At 71.3% G+C, this 23,533-nt stretch carries 20 protein-coding genes; 3 read left to right on the plus strand and 17 right to left on the minus strand.

What is annotated here, in order from left to right:
- The 4 genes from H483_RS39630 to ftsY all read right to left on the minus strand — a co-directional run.
- A partial coding sequence (locus H483_RS39630; protein WP_238556295.1) for a DUF294 nucleotidyltransferase-like domain-containing protein occupies positions 1–371 on the minus strand: 371 nt, incomplete at its 3' end.
- Positions 372–560: 189 nt separating this feature from the next.
- Positions 561–899, minus strand: coding sequence for a P-II family nitrogen regulator (locus H483_RS29890; protein ID WP_017836986.1), 339 nt, complete (start codon positions 897–899; stop codon positions 561–563).
- Between the two features lie 28 nt (positions 900–927).
- Entirely contained in the window at positions 928–2,223 is a 1,296-nt protein-coding gene (locus tag H483_RS29895) for an ammonium transporter (protein ID WP_042329863.1), read from the minus strand.
- A 248-nt stretch (positions 2,224–2,471) separates the two neighbouring features.
- Positions 2,472–3,965, minus strand: coding sequence for a signal recognition particle-docking protein FtsY (gene ftsY / locus H483_RS29900; protein WP_017836988.1), 1,494 nt, complete (start codon positions 3,963–3,965; stop codon positions 2,472–2,474).
- Positions 3,966–4,063: 98 nt separating this feature from the next.
- On the opposite strand from ftsY, the gene H483_RS29905 reads away from it, so the two are divergent.
- From H483_RS29905 to H483_RS29915, 3 genes are read left to right on the plus strand one after another with little or no spacing between them, the layout of a single operon-like run.
- Complete coding sequence (locus H483_RS29905; protein WP_017836989.1) at positions 4,064–4,795, plus strand: succinate dehydrogenase cytochrome b subunit; 732 nt, start codon at positions 4,064–4,066, stop codon at positions 4,793–4,795.
- A gap of 47 nt (positions 4,796–4,842) precedes the next feature.
- Complete coding sequence (locus H483_RS29910; protein WP_042329864.1) at positions 4,843–6,798, plus strand: fumarate reductase/succinate dehydrogenase flavoprotein subunit; 1,956 nt, start codon at positions 4,843–4,845, stop codon at positions 6,796–6,798.
- A gap of 34 nt (positions 6,799–6,832) precedes the next feature.
- Entirely contained in the window at positions 6,833–7,576 is a 744-nt protein-coding gene (locus H483_RS29915) for a succinate dehydrogenase/fumarate reductase iron-sulfur subunit (protein ID WP_017836991.1), read from the plus strand.
- A 111-nt stretch (positions 7,577–7,687) separates the two neighbouring features.
- On the opposite strand, the gene H483_RS29920 is transcribed toward H483_RS29915, so the two are convergent.
- The 13 genes from H483_RS29920 to H483_RS29980 form a co-directional block, all read right to left on the minus strand.
- Positions 7,688–8,005, minus strand: coding sequence for a hypothetical protein (locus tag H483_RS29920; protein WP_031264898.1), 318 nt, complete (start codon positions 8,003–8,005; stop codon positions 7,688–7,690).
- 39 nt (positions 8,006–8,044) lie between these two features.
- Positions 8,045–11,608: a chromosome segregation protein SMC gene (gene smc / locus H483_RS29925; protein ID WP_017836993.1), complete on the minus strand. Its 3,564-nt coding sequence runs from the start codon at positions 11,606–11,608 to the stop codon at positions 8,045–8,047.
- Between the two features lie 26 nt (positions 11,609–11,634).
- The gene (locus H483_RS29930; protein WP_017836994.1) at positions 11,635–14,367 is read right to left on the minus strand and encodes an HAD-IC family P-type ATPase; all 2,733 of its coding nucleotides are present in this window, start codon (positions 14,365–14,367) and stop codon (positions 11,635–11,637) included.
- A gap of 90 nt (positions 14,368–14,457) precedes the next feature.
- A complete protein-coding gene (locus H483_RS29935) occupies positions 14,458–14,748 on the minus strand; it encodes an acylphosphatase (protein WP_017836995.1) in 291 nt (96 codons plus the stop codon).
- A complete protein-coding gene (locus H483_RS29940) occupies positions 14,745–15,209 on the minus strand; it encodes an OsmC family protein (protein ID WP_017836996.1) in 465 nt (154 codons plus the stop codon). Before H483_RS29940 ends, H483_RS29935 begins: the two co-directional genes overlap by 4 nt.
- Positions 15,210–15,214: 5 nt before the next feature.
- Positions 15,215–16,123: a bifunctional DNA-formamidopyrimidine glycosylase/DNA-(apurinic or apyrimidinic site) lyase gene (gene mutM / locus H483_RS29945; protein WP_017836997.1), complete on the minus strand. Its 909-nt coding sequence runs from the start codon at positions 16,121–16,123 to the stop codon at positions 15,215–15,217.
- A gap of 1 nt (position 16,124) precedes the next feature.
- Positions 16,125–16,823: a ribonuclease III gene (gene rnc / locus H483_RS29950; protein WP_017836998.1), complete on the minus strand. Its 699-nt coding sequence runs from the start codon at positions 16,821–16,823 to the stop codon at positions 16,125–16,127.
- A complete protein-coding gene (locus H483_RS29955; protein ID WP_017836999.1) occupies positions 16,820–17,410 on the minus strand; it encodes a DUF177 domain-containing protein in 591 nt (196 codons plus the stop codon). Before H483_RS29955 ends, rnc begins: the two co-directional genes overlap by 4 nt.
- Positions 17,411–17,434: 24 nt before the next feature.
- Positions 17,435–18,226, minus strand: a complete 792-nt coding sequence (locus tag H483_RS29960; protein WP_017837000.1) for a DivIVA domain-containing protein — start codon at positions 18,224–18,226, stop codon at positions 17,435–17,437.
- A 146-nt stretch (positions 18,227–18,372) separates the two neighbouring features.
- Positions 18,373–18,846 carry a pantetheine-phosphate adenylyltransferase gene (gene coaD, locus H483_RS29965; protein WP_017837001.1) on the minus strand — a complete coding sequence of 158 codons (474 nt, stop codon included), beginning with the start codon at positions 18,844–18,846 and terminating at the stop codon, positions 18,373–18,375.
- A complete protein-coding gene (gene rsmD, locus H483_RS29970) occupies positions 18,843–19,430 on the minus strand; it encodes a 16S rRNA (guanine(966)-N(2))-methyltransferase RsmD (protein ID WP_017837002.1) in 588 nt (195 codons plus the stop codon). The genes coaD and rsmD overlap by 4 nt, the downstream gene beginning before the upstream one ends.
- 29 nt (positions 19,431–19,459) lie before the next feature.
- Positions 19,460–21,733 (minus strand): ATP-dependent DNA helicase RecG, encoded by a 2,274-nt coding sequence (gene recG / locus H483_RS29975; protein ID WP_017837003.1) that lies wholly within the window; start codon positions 21,731–21,733, stop codon positions 19,460–19,462.
- Positions 21,730–23,445 (minus strand): DAK2 domain-containing protein, encoded by a 1,716-nt coding sequence (locus H483_RS29980; RefSeq protein ID WP_017837004.1) that lies wholly within the window; start codon positions 23,443–23,445, stop codon positions 21,730–21,732. Before H483_RS29980 ends, recG begins: the two co-directional genes overlap by 4 nt.
- Positions 23,446–23,533 lie beyond the last annotated feature (88 nt).

A 23,533-nucleotide genomic window follows, 5' to 3' on the forward strand; every position in this document is an offset into this window, starting at 1 on the left:
ACCGCGAGGCACTGGTCGACGGTCCGCACACTGTGGTCCAGGCCCACGCCCGAGTCCCACAGGGGGTACCACATGGCGTCGGCGAGCTCGCCCACGTCCCGGTCGGGCCGCCGCTCGTGCACCAGCACCAGGTCGAGGTCGGAGTACGGGAGCACCTCGCGTCGGCCGAGTCCCCCGAACGCGACCAGGGCGAATCCGGATCCCGGGCCGATCCCCGCCTCGTCCGCGAGCCGCCCCAGCTCCATCTCGTACAGCTCGCACAGGGCGTCCCGCAGGTCCGCGGCCGGGAGGTCGGCCGACGTGGCGGAGAGGATCTGCTCGCGTCCGTCCCGCAGCGCCATGGCCCGCTCACCGTCCCCGGTCACGCTCACGACGTCCCTCTTTCCCTCATTAGTGTGTCTCCAGACTGTAGGCCCCGTGTCACCTGGCGGCGGCTACGGTGTTTCGCTTCGGTGAACGCGCACGCACGCCCACCGAGATGCTCGGTGAGGCAGGCGGAGTCATCGACAAACGCGGTCGACCCCGGTTCCGGGGTCGACCGCGCCTCGTGGTGTCGACGGTCAGATCGCGGCGTCGCCCGCCTCGCCGGTCCGGACCCGGACGATCGTCTCGACGGGGGTCACCCAGACCTTCCCGTCGCCGATCTTGCCGGTGCGCGCGGCGTCGACGATCAGCTGGACCACGGTGTCGGCGGTCTCGTCGTCGACGACCACCTCGACCCGGATCTTGGGCACGAAGTCCACGGCGTACTCCGCACCGCGGTAGACCTCGGTGTGGCCCTTCTGTCGGCCGTAACCCTGGACCTCACTGATGGTCAGTCCGTGGATTCCCGCCTGTTCGAGTGCTGCCTTGACGTCATCGAGCGTGAACGGCTTGACGATCGCGGTGACGAGCTTCATGTCAGGGGTTCCTTTCGCAGTGGTCGGCTCAACGGATGAGCGCGTTGGTGGAGGCCTCGTACGCGGACTCCGCGTGCTCGGCGCCGTCGATGCCGGACTGCTCGTCCGTCTCGGTGATGCGCCACCCGAGCGGGCGGCAGATCCCGTAGGCGATCGCGGTCATGATGGCCGTGAAGACGAGTGCCGCCACGGCGATCACGATCTGGACCACGAGCAGCCTCCACCCGTCGGCCGAGTAGAACACGCCGGCGTCCGTGTCGTAGGTGCCGGTGGCCAGGAGGCCGATGGCGACGGTGCCCCAGAGACCCGCCACGAGGTGGACACCCACGACGTCGAGCGAGTCGTCGTAGCCGAAGCGGTGCTTGAGTCCCACGGCGAGGGCACACAGGGCGCCGGACACGGCGCCGAGGGCGATCGCGCCGAGGGGATGGACCGACCCTGCGGCCGGGGTGATGGCGACCAGGCCCGCGACGACGCCCGAGGCGGCACCGAGGCTGGTGGCGTGGCCGTCCCTGATCCGCTCGGTGAGGAGCCACCCGAGCATCGCGGCGGCCGTGGCGACGGTGGTGTTGATCCAGGCCAGGCCGGCGGCCCCGCTGGCGCCGAACGCCGAACCGGCGTTGAACCCGAACCAACCGAACCACAGGAGACCGGCACCGAGCATGACCAGCGGGAGGTTGTGGGGACGGAAGGCGGTGCGTCCGAAGTCGTAGCGCTTGCCGATGAGCAGGACGAGGACCAGCGCGGCCATACCGGCGTTGATGTGGACCACGGTGCCGCCGGCGAAGTCGACCGGGGCGACGGCGGCGACGAGGCCGCCCTCACCATCGTCGACGGTGCCGAAGATCATCGCGGCGAGGCTGTTCTCGGAGTGCGAAAGCAGGCCGCCACCCCAGACCATGTGAGCCATGGGGAAGTAGGCGAGCGTCACCCACACCGCGGCGAAGACCAGCCAGGTCCCGAACTTCACGCGCTCGGCGATGGCGCCCGAGATGAGGGCGACGGTGATGATGGCGAAGGTGACCTGGAATCCCACGTCCACGACCTGCGGGTAGGCCCCCTCACCGGACATGACCCAGTTCTCGGCGTCCCCGATCACCCCGGCGAGACCGAACATCTCGAAGGGGTTGGCGAAGAGTCCGAGGATGTCCTGCTCGCCGTAGGACATCGACCAGCCCCACAGCACGTAGACGATGCCGACGACCCCGATCGCGCTGAACGACATCATCATCATGTTGAGCACTGACTTCTGGCGGGACATCCCGCCGTAGAACATCGCCAGTGCGGGCGTCATGAGCAGGACCAGGGATGCCGCCATGAGCATCCAGGCCGTGTCTCCCGTATCGATCTCCGTCGTCGCCTCCTGGGCGAGCAACAAGACACTGTCACCTCTCACGGTGAGGTCCTCCTCGTCTCCATGGTGAGCGTTTATCACTCACTCTTCGGGTCAGAAGAATTCCTTTCCGCTGTTTCAGCGAGTGCGCGGTCATGTTTCCGCGCTGTAACGTGGCCCGCCCTGTGGTTCCGATCGTGTGTCCTGGGCCCGGTCGCGATCCCGGGACCCCGCGCGGATCAGGTTCCGAGAAGGGCGTCGACGAACGCCTCGGGCGCGAACGGCGCGAGGTCGTCGGCCCCCTCGCCCAGCCCGACGAGCTTGACGGGAACGCCGAGTTCGTGTTGGACCTGGAAGACGATGCCGCCCTTGGCGGTGCCGTCGAGTTTGGTCAGCACCACGCCGGTGATGTCGACGACGTCCTTGAACACGCGCGCCTGCATGAGACCGTTCTGCCCGGTCGTCGCGTCGATCACCAGGAGCACCTCGTCGACGGGGGTCTTCTTCTCCACGACCCGCTTGACCTTCCCGAGCTCGTCCATGAGACCGGTCTTGGTGTGGAGGCGGCCGGCGGTGTCCACCAGGACCGCGTCCACCCCGGTATCGACTCCCCGGGCGACGGCGTCGAACGCCACGGACGCGGGATCCGCGCCCTCCTTGCCGCGGACGACCTCCGCTCCCACTCGTTCGGCCCACGTCTGGAGCTGGTCGGCGGCCGCGGCGCGGAAGGTGTCGGCGGCGCCGAGCAGGATGTCGCGCCCGTTGGCGACCAGGACGCGGGCGAGCTTGCCGGTGGTGGTGGTCTTGCCGGTGCCGTTGACCCCGACGACAAGGATCACGGCGGGTGTGCCATCGTTCGGCAGTGCACGCAGCGAACGGTCGTACTCGGGATGCAGGTTGTCCACCAGGGCCTGCCGCAGCAGGTCGCGGACCTCGGCCTCCGTGCGGACCTGCCGGGTCGCGATGTCCCCGCGCAGGCGGTCGATGACGCGCTGGGTGACCGCGGTGCCCAGGTCCGCCATGATCAGGGTGTCCTCGATCTCCTCCCACGCGTCCTCGTCGAGATCACCCGCGCCCAGGAGCCCGAGCAGGCCCTGCCCCACGGCGCCCTGGGAGCGCGCCAGCCGACCACGGAGGCGGTCGAGACGCCCCTCGGACGGGTCGATCCGCTCGACCGGGGCCACCGGGGAGGGGGCACCGGTGATCAGCTCGGTCGTCGGGACCGGGACCTCCTCGTCCGGGACCTCCGGCGGGACGACGACCGGTTCGACGGGCGCCGGTTCGACGACGACGGTGTCCTCGCTCGGACCGGACAGGGTGTCCGGCTCGGGCACGACAGGAGGCTCGACCGGCGCCTGCGTCTCGTCGGGCGTGTGCGGCTCGACCGGCGTCCGCGGCGCTGCGGGGGTCTCCGGCGCTGCCTGCCGCGCGGGCCCGGCTTCCCGGTCGACCCCGGGCATCCGGGGCGTGGACGGCGCGGTCGGCCGGGTCGTCTCGCGCGGCAGGGGCTCCTTCGGGGGTGCCGCAGTGGCGGTTCCGCCCGCCTCGGTGAACGAGAACCCCGTCCCCGCCTGGTAGTTGCCGGAGCGTTCCTCACGGGTGAGTTCCCTGCGCTCCTCCGGCTTGCTCAGCGAGATCTGTCGCTTCTTGCGCAGCTGTAGTCCCACGACCAGCGCGAGGACGGCGAGCAACAGGACGGCGACGACGGCGATGATGATCCAGGTGGTGTTCACGGTGCCCAGTATGGACGACGACCCCCGTCCTCATCCCGGCCCCGGGCGGCGTGGGCGGACCTAGACTGACGCGCGTTCCCGTAAGGAGGTGTCCGCGCGTGACCGAGGTCGCTGCCCCGCACGTCCCCGTCAGGGCCCGGAGGCCACACCTCCGGCGCGCCCCTGCGTTTCCCACCTGGGCCGCCAAGACGGTCATGGCCGTGACGGGCCTGGTCTTCACCTCGTTCGTCGTGGTGCACATGATCGGCAACCTCAAGGTGTTCGGCGGCGCGGCCGGTTTCGACGGTTACGCCGAGTGGCTGCGGACGCTGCTGCACCCCCTGGTACCGCACGAGGGGGTGCTGTGGGCGCTGCGGGTGGTGCTGGTGCTGAGCCTGGTGGCACACGTCGGGTGCTCGGTGGTGCTCGCGCGACGGTCCCGGGCGTCGGCGGGTCCTCGTCGTCGTCGCACCGGACTGACCGCCGCGTCCTTCGGCGCGCGATCCATGATGCTGACCGGCGTGGTGATGCTGCTGTTCGTGGTCTTCCACGTCCTGGACATGACCACCGGCACACCGCCGGCCGCCAGCGACTCGTTCGTCCCCGGTTCGGCGTACGCGAACCTCGTGGCCAGCCTCGCCAGGCCCTGGGTGGCCGCGTTCTACGGGATCACGATGGTCCTGTTGGCGGTGCACGTCGCGCACGGCGTCCGCACGGCGGCGGGCGATCTCGGGGTGACGGGCATCCGGAGCCGCGCCGCGGCGACGGTCGTGGGCGGTGTCGCCGCCGTCGCCGTCCTGGTGGGCAACGCCATGATCCCGATCGCGGTGCAGGCCGGGTGGCTCGCGTGACCGGCCCACGGGTCCCGGGGACGTCCGGCACCTTCGAGGCGCCGCCCGTGACGGTCCCGGGCACCCGGGCCGGGGACGTGCTGTCCTCGGGTGCCCCTGACGGCGATCCCGCCACGGCCTGGGCGCGGCGGCGGGACGCCTATCCCCTGGTCTCCCCCGGCAACCGGCGCCGCTTCCACGTGGTCGTGGTGGGCACGGGCCTGGCCGGTGCCGGAGCCGCGGCCGCGCTCGGCGAGCTGGGGTACCGGGTCACCGCGCTGACCTACCATGACGCGCCGCGGCGCGCGCACTCCGTGGCGGCCCAGGGCGGGATCAACGCGGCCCGCGCGCGGCGGGTCGACGGCGACTCACTGCACCGCTTCGTCGTCGACACGGTCAAGGGTGGTGACTTCCGGGGAAGGGAGGCCGAGGCGTTCAGGCTGGGCGAGGAGTCGGCGCGCGTCATCGACCACTTCTCGGCGATCGGCACCCCGTTCGCCCGGGAGTACGGGGGCGTGTTGTCCACGCGATCGTTCGGCGGGGTGCAGGTCTCCCGGACCTATTACTCCCGCGGACAGACCGGGCAGCAACTCCAGATCGCCGGCACCCAGGCCCTCCAGCGACAGATCCGGGCGGGTTCGGTGCGGTTGCACACCCGCCACGAGATGCTGGATCTGATCGTCGACGACGCCGGATGTCACGGGGTCGTGGTCCGCGATCTCGTCACCGGACGCATCCGCGCCGAGACCGCTCACGCCGTGGTGCTGGCGACGGGTGGCTACGGGAACGTCTTCCACGACTCCACGCTCGCGGTGAACTCCAACGCCTCGGCCGTGTGGCGGGCTCACCAGCGAGGGGCGCTGTTCGCCTCGCCGTCGTTCGTGCAGTTCCACCCCACCGCCCTGCCCAAGGACTCGGCGTGGCAGTCCAAGACCATCCTCATGAGCGAGTCGCTGCGCAACGACGGCCGGATCTGGGTGCCGCTGCGCGCGGGCGACGACCGGCCGCCCGGCGACATCCCGGACTCCGATCGCGACTACTTCCTCGAACGCCGCTACCCCGCCTACGGCAACCTGGTCCCCCGCGACGTGGCCTCACGGGCGATCACTGCGGAGATCCGCGACGGGCGTGGGGTGGGCCCCCGGCACAATTCGGTGTACCTGGACTTCCGGGACGCTCTCGTGGGCGGCGGGCGACGACGGATCGCCGAACGCTACGGCAACCTCTTCGACATGTACTCCCACGCCACCGGCGAGGACCCGTACTGCGTCCCGATGCGCATCGCGCCCACCTGCCACTTCACCATGGGAGGGCTCTGGAGCGACTACGACCTGCAGACCTCGATCCCCGGGCTGTTCGTGGGCGGCGAATGTGGCTGGGCGTACCACGGCGCAAACCGGCTCGGCGCCAACTCCCTGCTCAGCGCCAGTGTCGACGGGTGGTTCACCCTCCCGTACTCGGTGCCGGCGCACCTGGCCACCCGCCTGGGTGACCACCCACCGGACGACGACGACGAGGTGGTCACCACCGCTGTGGCCCGAGCCCGGGGCCGCGTCGAGGCGCTGCTCGCGGTGGGCGGCTCGACCGGACCCGGGCACTTCCACCGCGAACTGGGCGAGATCCTCTACGCCGGATGCGGGGTCACCCGCACCGCCGAGGGTCTTTCCACCGCGATCGACCGGATCCGCGACCTGCGGACCCGGTTCTGGTCGGACCTCCGGGTGACGGGAACCGGGGGGCACCTCAACCAAGTTCTCGAACTGGCCGGCCGGACGGCCGACTACCTGGAGCTGGCCGAGCTGATGTGCGTCGACGCCCTGGACCGCGACGAGTCGTGCGGTGCCCACTTCCGCGACGAGCACCGGACCCCGGGCGGTGAGGCACTGCGCCGGGACGACCAGTGGCGGTTCGTCTCCGCCTGGGGATCCGAGGGCGACGACCGGGGCGGCCCGCGCACGTTCACCCGCCACGCCGAACCGCTCGACTTCGCCGCGGTCGAGCTCACCACGAGGGACTACCGATGAGATCCACACCCGGGCCGACCAGGAGGACCGCATCGTGAGGCTGACCCTGCGCGTGTGGAGGCAGACCGGTCCCGAGGAGGCCGGCGCGTACGAGGAGTACCTCGTCCCGGATGCCGAACCGGAGATGAGCCTGCTCGAGCTTCTCGACGTGCTCAACAGCCTATTGATCGACGACGGGCAGGAGCCGGTGGCGTTCGACTCCGACTGCCGGGAGGGCATCTGCGGTGCGTGCGGGGTGAGCGTCGACGGCCGTCCGCACGGCCCCGCCGAGAACACCCCCTCGTGCCACCAGCGCCTGGACTCCTACTCCGAGGGCGACACCCTGCGCATCGAGCCGATGCGCTCGGCCGTGTTCCCCGTGATCCGGGACCTCGTCGTGGACCGCTCCGCGTTGGACGGGATCGTCGAGGCCGGGGCCCATGTGTCGCTGCCCGCGGGGACGGCCCCCGACGCCGACCTCACCGCGCAGGGGCACGACGATGCGGAGACGGCACTGGATCTGGCGGCCTGTATCGGCTGCGGTGCGTGTGTGGCGGCCTGCCCCAACGGATCGGCCAATCTCTTTCTGGGTGCGAAGCTGGGGCATCTGGCCCTGATGCCGGTGGCGAGCCGCGAACGCGGGTCCCGGGCACGCAAGATGGTCGGCGCGGCGGATCAGGAGTTCGGCTCCTGCTCCCTCTACGGCGAGTGCTCCCGGGTGTGCCCGGCGGGGATTCCGCTGCGTGCGATCGGCATGGTCAACCGGGAGCGCCTCCGCGCGGTCTTCAGGCGCTCGTGACCGGGGTCAGTCCCAAGCGGAGCGGGGCGGTGACGGGCACGGCGAGGTCGCGGCCTGCGAGCCGTCGGAGGGAGTGACGAGAGTGTCGCCGACCATCTCGACCGCCGGTCTCTAGACGTCGTCCTCCCTGACCGGGCCGCCCTCGCTCTCCCACCGGTCGATCATCTTGACCTTCGTCCGGGTGAACTTGCGCCGCACGCCCACACCCCCGTTCTCGTCCTCTGGGATGAACCGGGCGCCGTAATACGTGAGGGCGTCGGAGAGTGACTGCACTTCCGCGTCGTCGAGGTCGCCCACCCCGCGTTCGTAGTCCCGGATCTTCTGCTGGTCGAGCCCCGACCGTGCGGCGATGACCCCGGTGGAGACCAGACACAGGATCCGGGCCGACCGCGCCAGGCTCGCGTCCATGTGCAGTTCTCGATCAGTCATGGCCCCATGGTGCCTGATCAGCACTGTGGTGGCACGCGATCACCGCATGCGCTGGGAGATCACCTTGGAGATGCCGTCACCCTGCATGGACACCCCGTAGAGCACATCGGCCACGTCCATCGTGGGCTTCTGGTGGGTGATCACGATGAGCTGGCTGGTCTCCCGCAGCTGCTCGAACAATCCGATGAGGCGGCGCAGGTTGGTGTCGTCGAGCGCGGCCTCGACCTCGTCCATCACGTAGAACGGGCTGGGGCGGGCCTTGAAGATCGCCACCAGCATCGCCACGGCCGTCAACGACTTCTCCCCACCCGACAGCAGGGACAGCCGCTTGACCTTCTTCCCCGGCGGCCGGGCCTCCACCTCGATGCCCGTGGCCAGCATGTCCGTGGGGTCCGTGAGGACCAACCGGCCCTCACCGCCGGGGAACAGCACGGAGAACACGTCGCGGAACTCGCGTTCGACGTCCACCCACGCCTCGGTGAAGATCTGCTCGATCCTCTCGTCGACGTCGTCGATCACCCCCTCGAGGTCGGCCCGGGCCTTCTTGACGTCGTCGAGCTGGGTGGACAGGAACGCGTACCGCTCCTCGAGAGCGGCGAACTCCTCGAGCGCCAGCGGATTGACCTTGCCCAGAGTCGCGAGATCCTTCTGGGCCTGCTTCAGCCGACGCTCCTGCTCGGCACGGTGGTAGGGCATCGGCGGGGGCGGGCTGACGTCCTCACCGCGCTCGCGGGCCGCCTCGTACTCCTCGATCTCCAGCGCGGACGGTGGAAGCGGCACCTCCGGCCCGTACTCCGCGACCAGTGCCTCGGGCTCGATGCCATGACGCTCCAGCACCGCGGACTCCAGTTCGGACACCTTGACCTCGAGCTGGGCCCGGACGATCTCGTCGCGGTGCGCGGCGTCGCCGAGTCTGGTGACCTCGGATTCCGCGGCCGCGAGTTCGGTCCGGAGCGCGGCCGCCCGGTCGGAGGCCTCCGTCCGCGCGGACGCCAGCCGGTCACGTTCTGCGCCGGCCGAGGCGATCAGCTCGTCGAGCCGGGCCAGCAGCCGCCCGCTCAGCTCGTCCACCACTCCGGCGACCTCGGCGCCGCGCCGACGGGCCGCGGCGGCCCGCGCCGCCCGGGCCCTGGATTCCCGCTCGGACTGGGCGGCTCTGCGCAGCGAGGCCGACTTCCCGCGGACCCCGGACGCGCGCTCCTCGGCCGACCGGTGCGCCAGCCGGGCCTCGAGCTCGTCCGCCCGGGCGGTGGCGACCTCCGCCTGGGCGGCGACCCGCCCGTCGTCCGCGGGGAGCTCGACCCCGTCGTCGTCCCCGGCGCGGGCGAGGCGGTCGGTGAGTTCGGCGTGTTCGGCGCGGGACGCATCGAGCTTGTCGACGGCCATCCTCCGGGCCTGCTCGAGTCGCCGCACCTCCGCCTCGGCGCGCCGACGTCGCGTGCCGATCCTCGCGAGCTCGGCGTAGATCTCCTCGATCGCCGCGTCGGACTCGCTGATCGCGGCGAGGGACTCGGAGAACCGGTCCGCCCGTTCGAGGTCCTCCGCCTCGGCGCCGGCGAGTTCCGCACGGGTGGTCTCGATCTCGGCCCGCACGGCGTCCCTCTGCGCGACGGCCGCGTCGATGGCGGACTGGATCTCGAGTCCCGTCCGGCCGGCGGTCGACCCCCCGACGGTCCATCCCGCACCCGCGATCTCGCCGTCCCTGGTCACCGCGCGAACGCGTCGATCGGCCTCCACCTGAGCGTGGGCCCCGGCCAGGTCGTCGACCACCACCACGTCCACCAGCAGGGCCGTGACCGCGGCCACGAGGTCCGCGGGGACCTCGACCACGTCGAGAGCCCACCGCGCACCGGGGACCAGATCCGCCTCCAGGCGGTAGTCGTCGCCTGCGGTCCCCCCGCCCGCCAGACCGGCCCGACCCGCGTCGGCCTCCCGCAGCGCGACCAGGACCGAGCGGCGGTCGACGCCGCGGTCGACGACGACGGCGTCGACTGCCGGCCCGAGTGCCACGCCCACCGCGCGCTCCCATCCCGGTTCCACGCCGAGCAGCTCCCCGACGGTGCCCGCGGACTTCTCCGGGCCCAGGTGGCGCAGGACCCAGTCGGCACCGTCACCGGCCCCCTTGTTCTGCTCGAGCGTCTCGATCCTGGCGGCCAATCTGGCGATCCGCTGGTCAGCCTCCCGCTCACTCGCCTGCAATTCGGCCAGGCGCGCCCGGGCCGCGAGGTGCGCGCGTTCGGCTCGCCCCAGGTGTTCGTCGAGGGTGCGTTCGCCCTCGGCGTGGACGTCGACACGGGCGTGGACGGCGTCGAACTCGGCCTCCGCGTCCGCCACCGCGGCGCGCGCGTTCTCCGATTCCGCGTCGAGACGCGCGATCTCCGCCTCGGTCGACTCGACCCGGGCGGCGAGCGTCTCCACCTTTCCCGCGAGCCGCGCCGCGCCCTCGCGGCGGTCGGCGATGGCGCGCACGGCCTTGAGGTGCTCGGCCTCCAACCCGGCCAGGGTGGCCTCGGCCGACTTCAGGGCTTCCGTCGCCCGGCCTGCCCGGTCCGCGGCGCGGGCGACCTCGGCCGCCAACTCCTGCTCGTGCGCCTCGGCGCGGTCGGCCTGTCGATCCAACTCGTCCGGATCGGTGCCGTGGTGGACCGCCGACTCCGCTGCGAGAGACCGCGCGCGATCGGCCGCGATGCGGGCGGTGGCGCGGGCCCGTTCGGCCAGCGTGGACAGGGCGAACCACCGTTGCTGGGCCGCGTCGGCCTCCGGGGAGAGCCGGTCGAGCCTGGTCTGGGTCCGGCCGACCGACGCGGCGAGGTCGTCCCGCCGATCGACGGCCGCGGCCACCTGCCCGGAGAGCCGCGCCCGCACGCTCTCCGCGTCCGCCAGTTCGGCGCGCCGGGTCACCAGGTCGTCCGCGGCCAACCGGAACGTCGCGTCGCGGAGGTCGGCCTGGACGGACTGGGCCCGCCGCGCCACCTCCGCCTGACGTCCGAGCGGCTTGAGTTGACGGCGCAGTTCGCCCGTGAGGTCGGTCAGCCGATCGAGGTTGCCCTGCATCCCGGCGAGCTTGCGCTGGGCCTTCTCCTTGCGGCGGCGGTGCTTGAGGATCCCGGCGGCCTCCTCGATGAAGGCCCTGCGCTCCTCGGGTTTGGACTCGAGGATCTCGGAGAGCTTGCCCTGGCCCACGATCACGTGCATCTCGCGCCCGATGCCCGAGTCCGAGAGCAGCTCCTGGACGTCCATCAGCCGGGCACGGTCCCCGTTGATCTCGTACTCGGCCGCGCCGTCGCGGAACATCCGGCGGGTCAACGACACCTCGGCGTAGTCGATCGGCAGGGTGCCGTCCGAGTTGTCGAGGGTGAGCGTGACCTCCGCGCGACCGAGCGGCGACTTGCCGGCGGTCCCGGCGAAGATCACGTCCTGCATCTTGCCGCCGCGCAGCGACTTGGCGCTGTGCTCACCCATCACCCAGGTCAGCGCGTCGACGACGTTGGACTTGCCGGAACCGTTGGGTCCGACCACACAGCAGATGCCGGGCTCGAACCTCAGCGTCGTCGGTGCCGCGAAGGACTTGAAGCCCTTGAGCGTCAGCGACTTGAGGTACACGACTGTCGATCCTATGGCACGGCCGGCTACCGCCCCGGAGGCGTGACCCCGACGGCGACAATCGCCGCCGCACGCCGCCGGGCAGCCGGCTTCACCGCCAACTTATGGAGTTCCGACACCGCGATGACCGTGGCGCCGACGGCCACACACAGCACCCACTCACCGGGGCTCAGCGCGCTCAGGCCCATCGGGCCGGCCAGGACCGGCCAGCTCACGACCAGCACCTGGAGGCAGGCGGCGACCGCCGTCGCGGCCATCAACAGCGGGTTCGCCAGCGGGCTGAGGGTGAACACCGACCGACGGAGGGCACGGGCGTTCATCACGTGGAAGAAACTGGCTGCGACCAGCACTGTCAGTGCCAGGGTGCGGGCGTGATCGGTGTCCACTCCCTCCCAGATCGCGCGCTCGTAGACGACGAGCGTCACCACCGCCATCCACACCCCGCTCAGCGCGGTACGCCACCACATGGTGGCATCGAGGACACCCTCACGAAGGTCGCGCGGGGGGACCTCCAGCTCGTCGCCCTCGCCGGGTTCGAATGCCAGGGCGATCACCTGGATCCCCGAGGTCACCAGGTTGGCCCACAACATCTGGACGGGCAGCAGGACCAGCGGGGAATTGGTGAAGACGTTGATCGCGACCGCCATCAACGCCGCGATCGCCGAGGACAGGAGGAAGAAGGTCGCCTTGCGGATGGTCGCGAAGGTGACCCGCCCCTCCTCCACGGCGTGCACGATCGTGCTGAAGTCGTCGTCCGTGAGGACGACGTCGGAGGCCTCGCGGGCGACGTCCGTGCCCGAGTCGCCCATCGCGACCCCGATGGAGGCGACGCGTAGTGCGGGCGCGTCGTTGACACCGTCCCCGGTCACCGCGACCACGTTGCCCATCGCCATGAGCTGCTCGACGATCCGCATCTTGTCCTGTGGCGACACCCGGGCCGCGACCGTCGCATCCGCCAGCCGGGCCCGGAGCATCGTGTCGTCCAGGGCCGCGATCTCGGCCCCGGTCAGCGGGGGCGTGCCGGTGTCCAGCCCGAGCCTCCCGGCGATCGCGGTGGCCGTGACCGGGTGGTCACCGGTGATCATCATCACCCGGATCCCCGCCGACCGGCAGCCGGCGATCGCCTCCTGGACGCCCGGACGTGGAGGATCGGTCATCCCCTCCAGGCCGAGGAAGGTCAGGTCCTCCGGTGCGCCCTCCAGGGTGTCGCCGGCCAGCCGCGGATCCCCGTCCTCGAGCTCCCGGCGGGCCGTGGCGATCACCCGCAGCCCCTCCGAGCCCAGGGCGTCGTTGGCTGCCAGGACGGCTGCCCGATCGAGGGTCGTGGTGCCCCCTGCGGTGAGCATGCTCGAGCACATCGCGGAGACCGCGTCGGGCGCGCCCTTGACGTACAGCACCGGCCGACCGCCCTCGCTCCGGATCGTCTGCGAGAACCCGAGCTCGGGCTCGTACGGCATGTGCGCCACCGGGGCGGCGGCCCGTTCGGTCGGCGTGACGACGCCCAGTCCCACCGCCACCGCGGCCATCGCCGCATCCACCGCGTCGCCGGTGAAGCGAAGGGGGTCGTCCCGTGTCGGGACGGCCTCGTTGGTCAGCGCGCCCGCGCGCAGGGCGGACTCCGCGACGGCGCTGATCCGACCGGTGTCGGTGCCGACCCCGGTCGCGGCGTCGACAGCGATCTCCCCCTCCGTGGTCCACAGCCGTTCCACGGTGAGCAGGTTCTGTGTCAGGGTCCCGGTCTTGTCCGACCCGATCACCGTCGTGGACCCGAGGGTCTCCACCGACGGCAGATGCCGCACGATCGCATTGCGCCGCGCCATCCTGGCCACGCCCACGCTCATCGCCACGGTGAGCACCACGGGTAGCGCCTCGGGGATCGCGGAGACCACGAGAGCCACCGCGGTCCGGAACATCAGCGAGACGTCGTGTCCGAGCGCGAGCCCGGCGGCGAAGACGGCCAGAGCGGAGATCCCCACGATCAGGCCGATCCACCGCTCCATGGAGTGGATCAGGGCGGTGAGCGGTGCCGCCGCCGCGGTGTCCTGGACCAGCTCGTTGATGGCCCCGAGCTCGGTACCCGCGCCGGTGCCGACCACGACACCCGTCGCACGGCCCGACGAGACGAGCGAGCCGCTGAACGCCATGCCGGTCCGGTCACCGGTCGGCGCCTCGGGGGCGACCGGATCCGTGTCCTTGTCCGTGGCCAGGGACTCACCTGTGAGCATCGACTCGTCGACACGCAGGGACACCGCCTCGATCAGCCGAAGATCGGCCGGGACGCGATCGCCGCTGTCGAGGTGCACGAGGTCTCCGGGCACCAGAGCGGCCGAGTCGATGGTCTGGACGTGACCGTCCCGGCGCACGCGGGCGGTGGGTGAGGCGAGGGATTGCAGGGCCCGGACCTCTGTCTCCGCCTTGCGCTCCTGCCAGAACCCGATCACCGCGTTGAGCACGACCGCCGCTGTGATCGCGGCGGTGTCCACCAGGTGACCCTGCACCAGGGTGATGGCGGCGCAGACCATCAGGAACAGGACCAGGGGGCTTCGGAACTGCCGGAGCAGCACCCGCCAGGCGGCGGTCGCGTCGGTCGCCTCCAAGCGGTTTGGGCCGTGGCGCTCCAGACGGTGCGTCGCCTCCTCAGAGGTCAGTCCCGTGGTGCCGGCGCCCACCCGGTCGAGTACGTCCGGCACCTCCAGTGCGTGCCAGGCGACGGCGGTCACGCCACCGTCTCCGGTGCCTGAGGTCCTGAATGAGGTCATGGTCCGGTCCTCCGGTCTGTCTCACACATCGCGATCGGTCCACCCCCAGCATGCTCCTGACCCGTTCCGGGCCCCCGGCCGAGGGTGCGTTCAGCGCTCGCGGAATCCGGTCAGGTCCCCCCGGGCCCGGTCCCAGGAGTCCACCACGAGCTCCACCGTGCCCGGTCCGTCCCCGCCCCGCAGCAGCTCGACGAGCTGGAGGCACGCCCGGCGGGGCCCCTCCGCCACGACGTGGACCCGTCCGTCCGGTTTGTTGGCCGCGTAGCCCACGAGTCCGAGTTCGAGTGCTCTGGACCGCGTCCACCACCGGAAACCCACGCCCTGCACGTGGCCGTGGACCCAGGCCACCAGCCGGACCGGGTCGGGCGCCGGTGCGGTCACGGCGCGTCACCACCGGTGTCGAACCGCAGCCCGATCTCCGTGCCCGCGGTGAGGGTCCGGCCGACCGTGCAGGTGGCGTCGACCGACCGACGGATCATGCCGAGCACCCGGTCCGCCATCGCCGGGTCGAGCCCGGACAGGTCGAGTTCGTAGGTCTCCTCCAGTCGCGGGTACCGCTCGTCCTCGCGGTCGGCGTCGCCGGAGACGCGGACGGTCGCGGCATAGTCATCACCCAGGCGGCGCGAGATCGTGAAATCCGAGGCCATCGCCGTGCACGCGCCGAGCGCGATCTTGAGCAGTTCCCCCGGGGTGAACACCCCCTCGACGTCCGCCGATCCGATCTCGACCCTCGCGCCCCGCGAAGAGTGTCCCACGTACCGCCGGGTCCCGATCCGCTCCACCCGGAGATCGGTGGCGGGCGGCGGGGACTGAGAAGTGTCGTCCTTACCGGTCATCGTCATGTCGGTCATCGTACGGAGCGGGGCCGCCGCGCCACAGCCCGCCGGGGCGGCCTCTGGCAGCCCGGGCAGAAGTGCGAACCACGGTTCATGAACTCCTCCCGGACCACCGGCGTCCCGCATCGCGCGCACGGCCTCCCCGCCTGCCCGTAGACGTCGAGCGACCTGTCGAAGTACCCGGACGCGCCGTTGACGTTGACGTACAGCGCGTCGAACGACGTGCCCCCGGCGTCCAACGCATCGGACATCACTTCGCGGGCGTGGCCCAGGAGCCCGCGGACGGTGCTCAGCGTCAACGATCCGGCGCGCCGACGGCCGTGGACACCGGCACGCCAGAGCGCCTCGTCCGCGTAGATGTTGCCGATGCCCGAGACCACGGTCTGGTCCAACAGGAGCCGTTTGATCTCGGTGTCCCGGCGCCGGATCGCCCGCGCGGTGGCCAGCTCGTCGAAACCCGGCTCGAAGGGGTCGGCGGCCACGTGGGCGGCCGGCGCGGGCAGGAGCACCCCGGTGCCGTCGGCGGCCTCGGCCAGGGGCACGACGGTCCATCCGCCGAATGTCCGCTGGTCCACGAACCGCAGTTCCCTGCCGTCGTCGAGTCGGGCGCGGGCGTGCAAATGCCGTACCCGTGGCGCGTTGGTGGCCGTGACCAGCATCTGACCGCTCATCCCGAGGTGGACCAACAGGCAGTCGGCTCCGGCGGTGTGGTCACCGTCCAGCGTCAGCCACAGGTACTTGCCGCGCCGGCCGGCACCGGTCACCACCCGATCTCGCAGCCGGGCGACGATCTCCGCCGGGCCGCCGGGCTGCCGGCGGGCCGTGCGGGCGCCGGTCACGTCGACGTCGAGGATCCGACGGCCCACCACGTGGGTCTCGAGGCCGCGACGCACCACCTCGACCTCGGGTAGCTCCGGCATGTCAGCCCGTGGCCCGGTCCAGAGCCGCCCAGGCCTGCTCGGCGGCCTTCTGCTCGGCCTCCTTCTTGGTCCGGCCGACGCCCTCGCCCAACGGGTCGTCGCCGACCAGCGCCACCGCGGAGAAGGTCTTGTCGTGGTCCGGTCCGGTGGAGGTGATCTCGTACCGGGCCTTGGGCCGGCCGAGGGCCGCGCACTTCTCCTGCAGGCTGGTCTTCCAGTCGAGCGCCGCCCCCAGGGTGGGGACCACCCGGAGGCGATCGCCGATGATCCCTTCGACGATCCCCCGCGCCACCTCCAGCCCGTGGGTCAGGTACACGGCGCCGAAGACGGCCTCCAGCGTGTCGGCCAGGATCGAGTGCTTGTCACGACCGCCGGTCAGCTCCTCTCCCCTACCGAGCCGCAGGAGCGCCCCCAGCCCCTCCGGGCCCAGCTCGCGGGCGATGTCGGCCAGGACGTAGGTGTTGACCAGGCTGGCGCGGATCTTCGCGAGATCACCCTCCGGCCGATCCGGGTACGCGGTGTAGAGGTGTTCGGTCACGACGAGTTCCAGCACCGCGTCGCCGAGGAACTCGAGCCGCTCGTTGTGCGGGAGTCCCCCGTGCTCGTAGGCGTACGACCGGTGGGTCAGCGCCTGTGCGGACAGCTCCGCGGGGAGCTGGACACCCAGGACCGCGCCGAGTTCCGGGGAGGGGTCCGTCACCGGGCACCCTCGTCGGTCCCGGGGTCGGCGAACTTCTCGGCCAGACCGGCCCATCGCGGATCGATTCGTCCCTCGGTGTCGCCGGAGACCCCGTCCGGCGCGGGGGTGTCGGGGTTGACGCAGCCACTGTGGCCGTAGTCCGTGCACGTGGGCGACATCGGGAACTCCAGGCCGAAGGCGTCGACCAGAGCCGGTTCCAGGTCCAGCAGATCGCCGTCGAGCAGACGCACCTCGTCCTGCTCCACCCCGGCGGCCGCGGCCGTGCCCTCGGCGGCGTACATCTCCGTCAGATCCACGGAGACCTCGGTGGTGAACTCGCCGAGACACCGTGCGCACTCCACCTCAGCGCATCCGGCGACGGAGCCGGTCACCAGGACGCCCTCCTCGACGAAGGTCAGGTCCAGGTCCAGGTCGACCTCGTCCCCCTCGGGGATGCGGATCAGCTCGACCCCGATCGACGACGGCAGCACCGCAGCGCGCCGGACCTGCATCATCGCGCCCGGGGTCCGGGTGATGCTGCGGGTGTCGAGGACGAGGGAATCGGCGGCCGGGCGGCCTTGATGTCGGGGGCGAGAGGTGGTGGACACGCCCAGCAGACTACCCGCCGTCGATCAGTAACCCCCGTACCCGTCGCCGTACTGATCGCCCTCGCGCCCCCCGCGGCGGTCGGGGGCCTCACGACGGCCGACCGGGGCGACCCCGTGGAGTTCTTCGCGCCCGCGGGACACGGTGCGGAGGGTCGAGCCGAGGAACTCCTCGAACCGCGCCATCTTGTCGTCGATGTAGGCGTCGCACTCCTCACGCCGACGATCGCTCTCCGCGTGCGCGGCGTCCCGGATCCTGCTGGCCTCCTCGTCGGCGATCCGGACGACCTCGGACTCCGACAGCATCCGCTGCTGCTCTTGGCGGGCCTCGGTGATGGTGCGGTCGTAGATGATGTTGGCCTGTTCCACCAGCCGGTCGGACTCGGCGCGGGCGCGGGAGGTGGTCGATTCGGCTTCGCGGCGGGACCGGTCGAGCAGGTCGGCGGACTCCGCGCGGGCGTCGCCCACGAGCCCGTCGGCGTGCGCCGTGGCCTCGGCGACCATGCGGTCGGCCCGCGCCTTGGCGTCGGCGAGCATCGAGTCCGCGTCCGCGCGGGCCTCGCGCAGGGTGCGCTCGGCCTCGGCATCGGCGGCCGAGACCGTGTCGCGAGCGGTCGCATCGGCCTCGGCGAGCACGCTGTCGCGCTGGTCCAGCACGTCCTGCGCGTCGTCGAGCTCGCCGGGGAAGGAGTCCCGTATGTCATCGAGCAACAGCAGGGACTCGTGCCGGGGTACCACGCAGTTCGCGGTCATGGGCAGACTGCGGGCGTCCTCGATCATCGCGTTCAGCTCGTCGAGGGCCTGGAACACTCGGTACACGCTCGTCCCTTCACCGGATCGTCACTCTTGCCACACCAGTGTGCCCGTAAGCCGCCTTCCAGGGCCGGTGCGGCGGCGGTGTGTCCGGTGGTCCGCGATACCGACGCCCCGCAGCGGGCAGGACCCCCGGTGCCGGGCGCCACGGTTCAGCCGAGCCGCTCCTTCAGCGCCCGGGCGACGGGATCCGGCAGGAGATGCGAGACGTCCCCGCCCAGGCGCGTGACCTCGCGGCACAACGAGGAGGAGATGAAGGCCAGGTCCGCCCGGGTCGGCAGGAACACGGTGTCCACCCGCGCTATCGACCGGTTCATGTGGGCCATCGGCAATTCGTAGTCGTAGTCGGTCGAATCGCGCAGACCCTTGATCACCGCGGTGGCGCCCGTCTCGCGACAGTAGTCGACGAGCAGTCCGTAGAAGCTGTCCACGCGGACGCCGGTCAGGTCCGCGCAGACCTCCTCGATGAGCGCCTTACGCTCATCGATGGTGAACGTCCCCTGCTTGTTGGGATTGGCCACCACGCACACGATCACGTCGTCGAACAGGTCCGCAGCCCTCCGGATGATGTCGAGGTGCCCGAGGGTCACCGGGTCGAACGAGCCTGGGCACACGACGGTGGTCATCGGGCGACCGTATCAACCGGGCGGGCGATCTCGACGGCGGTCTCCCCGTAGGTCCGCTCGAACTCCACCTCGTATCCGGTGGGCCACCGCACCGCCGGGTCACGCCTGGACCTCTCCCACACCACGAGGGCGTCCCCGGCGAGCCAGCCCCCGTCCGCCAACGCCTCCAGGACGGGAGCGTCGAGGTCCCCCGAGCGCTCGTACGGCGGGTCGGCCAGAACCAGGTCGAAGCCTCCGGCGACGGGGCACGGCCCGGCGACGGCGGCGGGCAGCGCCGCCCGCCTGACGGTCGGCCGGACCGACGGGAACGACGACGACAGGCCCGACGTGTTCGCGCGGATCGTCGCGACGGCCCGGGGGTTGTCCTCGACGAACCACACCACGTCCGCGCCCCGGGAGACCGCCTCCAACCCGAGCGCGCCGGACCCCGCGAACAGGTCCAGCACTGCGGCGCCGTCCAGGTCCATGCGACTCACGATCGCGCTGAACAGGGCCTCGCGGACACGGTCTGTAGTGGGCCTGGTCCCCGCGGGCGGAACGGTGATCGAGCGCCCGCGCAGGCGGCCCGAGATGATGCGGGTCATGGATCCCCCGATGGTCGAGATGCTGGTGGTCAGTATTTGAACAGGTAGTCCGACTCGTCCGAGCCGGACAGTCGACGGACCCGCTCGGCCAACGCCGGGTGCTGGTCGAGTCCGGGATCGGAGTCGAGGATCTCCTCGGCGTGACGGCGTGCGATCTCGATGACCTCGCCGTCGTCGACGACGGACAGCAGTCGGAGCGAGGCCAATGCACCCGACTGGGCGTCTCCCAGGACATCTCCCTCACGGCGCTGCACCAGGTCGAGCTGCGCCAGCACGAATCCGTCCGTGGTGTCGGCGACCGCGCCCAGTCGTTCCATCGACTTCCCCCCCTCGCGGGCGTTGGTCACCAGGAGGCAGAGCCCGGGCAGGCCACCCCGACCAACCCGGCCCCGGAGCTGGTGGAGTTGGCTCACGCCGAACCGGTCGGCGTCCATCACCACCATCACGGTGGCCTCCGGGACGTCCACCCCGACCTCGATCACGGTCGTCGACACCAGGACATCCAGATCACCGGCGGCGAACGCACTCATGGTCGACTCCTTCTCCTCGGGAGGAAGTCGGCCGTGCATGAGACCGAGGCGGAGTCCGGCCAGTGGCCCGGTGGACAGGTACTCGTAGAGGTCCACGGCGGCGACCAGAGGGGGCCGGTCACTCCCGCGGTCGTCGTCCCCTCCGGACGTACCACCCGGGGCGTCGCCGGTGTCGGCGTCGATCCGCGCACACACGATGTACGCCCGGTGGCCCGCCTCGACCTCCTCCCGCACCCGTTCCCAGACTCGCTGCACCCAGCGCGGCTTGTCCCGGGCCGGCACGACCGAGGTGGAGATCGGCCTGCGGCCGCCGGGGAGCTCGTCCAATTCCGAGACCTCCAGGTCGCCGAAGACGGTCATCGCGATGGTGCGGGGGATCGGCGTCGCCGTCATCACCAGCAGGTGTGGGACCGTTCCGTCCCGCCCCTTGGCGCGGAGCCGATCGCGCTGACGGACCCCGAAGCGGTGTTGCTCGTCAACCACCACCAGTCCCACGTCGAAGAAGTCCACCGAGTCCTGGATGAGCGCGTGCGTGCCCACGACGATCCCGGCCTCACCGGTGACGATGTCCAGGAGCGCCGCCCGCCGCTCCGCGGTGGACATGGACCCCGTCAACAGCACGACCCTGGTGGCCTCGTCGGCGGCGCCCAGCCGGCCCCGCTCCCCCAGATCGCCGAGCATGGCCGTCAGCGAACGGTGGTGCTGGGTGGCCAGGACCTCCGTGGGGGCGAGCATCACGCACTGACGACCCGCGTCGACCACCTGGAGCATCGCGAGCAGCGCGACGATCGTCTTACCGGAGCCGACCTCCCCCTGCAGGAGGCGGTTCATCGGTTCGTCCAGGGCGAGGTCGGTGGAGATCTCCTCCAGCACGGCGGTCTGCCCGGCGGTGAGCTCGAACGGCATCCGCGCCTCCATCGCGGCGCGGATGCCGTCCGGGCGCACCGGACTGGCCGGCGCGGGGTCGCGGGCGACCGCGCGGCGCCGGGCTCCCAGGAGCAGTTGCAGCGCGATGGCCTCGTCGAACCGGAGGCGGTACCCGGCCCTGTCGGCGTCCTTGACGGTCTCCGGCAGATGGGCCTTGCGTAGCGCCTCGTCGAGGCCCATCAGACCGCCGGCCGCCAGCACCGTGTCGTCGAGGGGGTCGACGACGGGGACCAGGGCACGGATCGCGGTCACTACCGCTCCGAGCAGGTCCCACGACGTCACACTCTTGCTGGCCGAGTAGATCGGAAGAAGGGGGCGGTCGAACAGACTCGGGCCACCCTCGGCGTCGATCTCGGCCGACAGCCGGGCCAGGGCGGCAAGATCACCCGAGCCCTTGAGCTCACGACCCGGACCCGAGACAGAGCGCAGGACAAGGAACTCCGGGTGGGTGAGGTCCAGGGACTGGCGGAACCGTGACACGGTCCCGTCGAACATCGCCACCGTGCCCACCGGGAGCATGAACTTGATCTTGCGTCCGGCGAAGTAGACCACCTTGAACGTGGTGTCCTCGTCCTCCACCGTGAGCGTGAGCATCTCCCGCGACTGGCCCTGCTTGGTGGTGTAGTTGCGGGTCGTTGAGGTGGTGACCGTCCCGATGATCGTGACCCGCTCGCCCTCGACGAGTTCCCGCTTGTCGTAGCGCTGCCCGTGCTGCCGGTAGCGGCGGGGCAGGGTGTGGAGCAGGTCGCCGACGGTCCGGTGACCGAAGGCCGTGTTGATCCGCTCGGCAAGCCCGGCGTCGAGGACCTCCCCCAGCACCGTGTCCGTGGTGACGAACGCGGTCATTCGACCCCGACGTGGGCGAGCACGCGGCCTGGGCCGGCCGCGTATCCGGCGACCTCCACGTCAGGGTGCCCGTGGCGGATCCTGGCCAGAGCGGTCTCGGTCGCGGCGTCGTCGTACTCGGAGCCGAGCAGAAGGGTCACCAGCTCACCGCCGGAGGAGAGCAGGCGGTCCGCGAGCGCGCACACCGCGTCCACCGGGTCCGTCTCGATGAGGGCGACGTCGTGGCCCACCATGCCGAGGAGATCACCGGCCTCGCAGCGACCCACCAATGTGAGCGCGTCGTGTTGGGCCCGTACCAGATGGGCGTGCCGGGTGGCCGCCGCCGCATCCGCCATACCGAATCCGTCCAGCGACAGGGTTGTCGAGGGGTCGTGGACCGCGAGGGCGGACAATCCCTGGACGACGGAACCCGTCGGGAGGATGAGGGCGTTGCCGTCGACGTCGCGCAGCGCGGCGTCGAGTGCCTCGATCTGGGCCCTGGGCAGCTCGCCATTGGGCAACACGAGCAACTCGTCCGCGGACAACGCGAGCACGGCGTCGATCACCCCGCCCTCGTCCGCATCGACCGTGCGCGCTCCCGCCTCCGAGAACAACTCGGCCAGTGGCCCGTTCGGGACGATCGCCACCACGACCCGCTCGAGTTCGCGCACCACCCGGTCCCCGGCATCCCCGGCGGCAGCCCGTCGTCCGTGCCCGGTCGACGGGCAGCCGCCCACCGGGTCCAACATGTCCGTCACACGGATCTCGGTGACGCGCCCGAGGGACAGTGCGACCTCGACCGCCGATCCGATGTCGTCGGTGTGGACGTGCACCGCCCAGCGGGCGTTGTCGCCGGTTCCGCCGTCGCCGACGACCACCACGCTGTCGCCCAGAGTCCGGAGCGCCGATCTGAGTTCATCGGCCCGCGCGTCGTCGGAATGGGTCAGGGAGTACATGACCTCGTACCGGGTGTCAGAGGAGGCCTCCGGGGCACCACCGTCCGTCCCGTCACACTGCGCGGACGGCTCGGTGAACGGGTCCTCGGGGACGAAGTAGTGCGGTCGCTCCGGCGCCTGTCCCCCGAGCACCTCGACCATGGTGTCCAGCAACACCAGCAGGCCTCTGCCGCCCGCGTCCACGACGCCGGCCCGGGCGAGCGCGGGCAGTTGGGAGGTCGTGCGGTCGAGGGCCTGGGCCCCCGCGTCCGCAGCCGATCGCGCGACCTCGATGAGCGAGTTGGCCGACGACCGGCCGGCGCCCGCGGCCGCCTCGCGGAGCACGGTCACGATGGTTCCCTCGACCGGATCGCTCAGCGCGTGGTCCACGAGGGTGACCGCCGTACGGAGAGCTCGGCGGTAGGTGGAGGCGTCGACGACCGTGAACGTCGCCGCCTCGCCGACCGCCCGCAGGACCTGGGACAGGATGACGCCGGAGTTGCCCCGAGCGCCGTGGACGGCCCCGTGGCCGAGCGCCACGGCGATCTCACGGGCACCGGCGCTCCCCCCGCCCTCGGAGATCCATGCCTCCTCACCCTCGGCGCGGTCGACGGCGGCTCTCATCGTGTAGAGCAGATTGGTCCCCGTGTCGGAGTCCGGGACCGGGAAGACGTTGAGTGCGTTGATCTCCTCGCGATGGGTCGCGAGGTGTTCCACGCACCGGCGGGCCCAGTTCAGGAGCCCGTGGGCGTCCAGCGATGACGGACGTTCCTCGACACTCGTCGCCTCGTGTGCCATCACCCCTCCTCGGCGCCGTTGACCCCAGCAGTCCGACTCCGTCGGCCGGCCCGGCCAAGCCTAGTACCCTCACCGTGCGACACCCTGT

It is taken from the genome of Dietzia sp. UCD-THP, assembly GCF_000349585.1.
Classification (GTDB): domain Bacteria; phylum Actinomycetota; class Actinomycetes; order Mycobacteriales; family Mycobacteriaceae; genus Dietzia; species Dietzia natronolimnaea_A.

Bases quoted from the DNA above. Each gene is read 5' to 3' on its own strand.
- H483_RS29890 (WP_017836986.1), bottom strand. From the start codon at position 899: ATGAAGCTCGTCACCGCGATCGTCAAGCCGTTCACGCTCGATGACGTC.
- H483_RS29895 (WP_042329863.1), bottom strand. From the start codon at position 2,223: ATGCTCATGGCGGCATCCCTGGTCCTGCTCATGACGCCCGCACTGGCG.
- H483_RS29920 (WP_031264898.1), bottom strand. From the start codon at position 8,005: ATGACTGATCGAGAACTGCACATGGACGCGAGCCTGGCGCGGTCGGCC.
- H483_RS29930 (WP_017836994.1), bottom strand. From the start codon at position 14,367: ATGACCTCATTCAGGACCTCAGGCACCGGAGACGGTGGCGTGACCGCC.
- H483_RS29940 (WP_017836996.1), bottom strand. From the start codon at position 15,209: ATGACGATGACCGGTAAGGACGACACTTCTCAGTCCCCGCCGCCCGCC.
- mutM (WP_017836997.1), bottom strand. From the start codon at position 16,123: ATGCCGGAGCTACCCGAGGTCGAGGTGGTGCGTCGCGGCCTCGAGACC.
- coaD (WP_017837001.1), bottom strand. From the start codon at position 18,846: ATGACCACCGTCGTGTGCCCAGGCTCGTTCGACCCGGTGACCCTCGGG.
- rsmD (WP_017837002.1), bottom strand. From the start codon at position 19,430: ATGACCCGCATCATCTCGGGCCGCCTGCGCGGGCGCTCGATCACCGTT.
- recG (WP_017837003.1), bottom strand. From the start codon at position 21,733: ATGACCGCGTTCGTCACCACGGACACGGTGCTGGGGGAGGTCCTCGAC.
- H483_RS29980 (WP_017837004.1), bottom strand. From the start codon at position 23,445: ATGGCACACGAGGCGACGAGTGTCGAGGAACGTCCGTCATCGCTGGAC.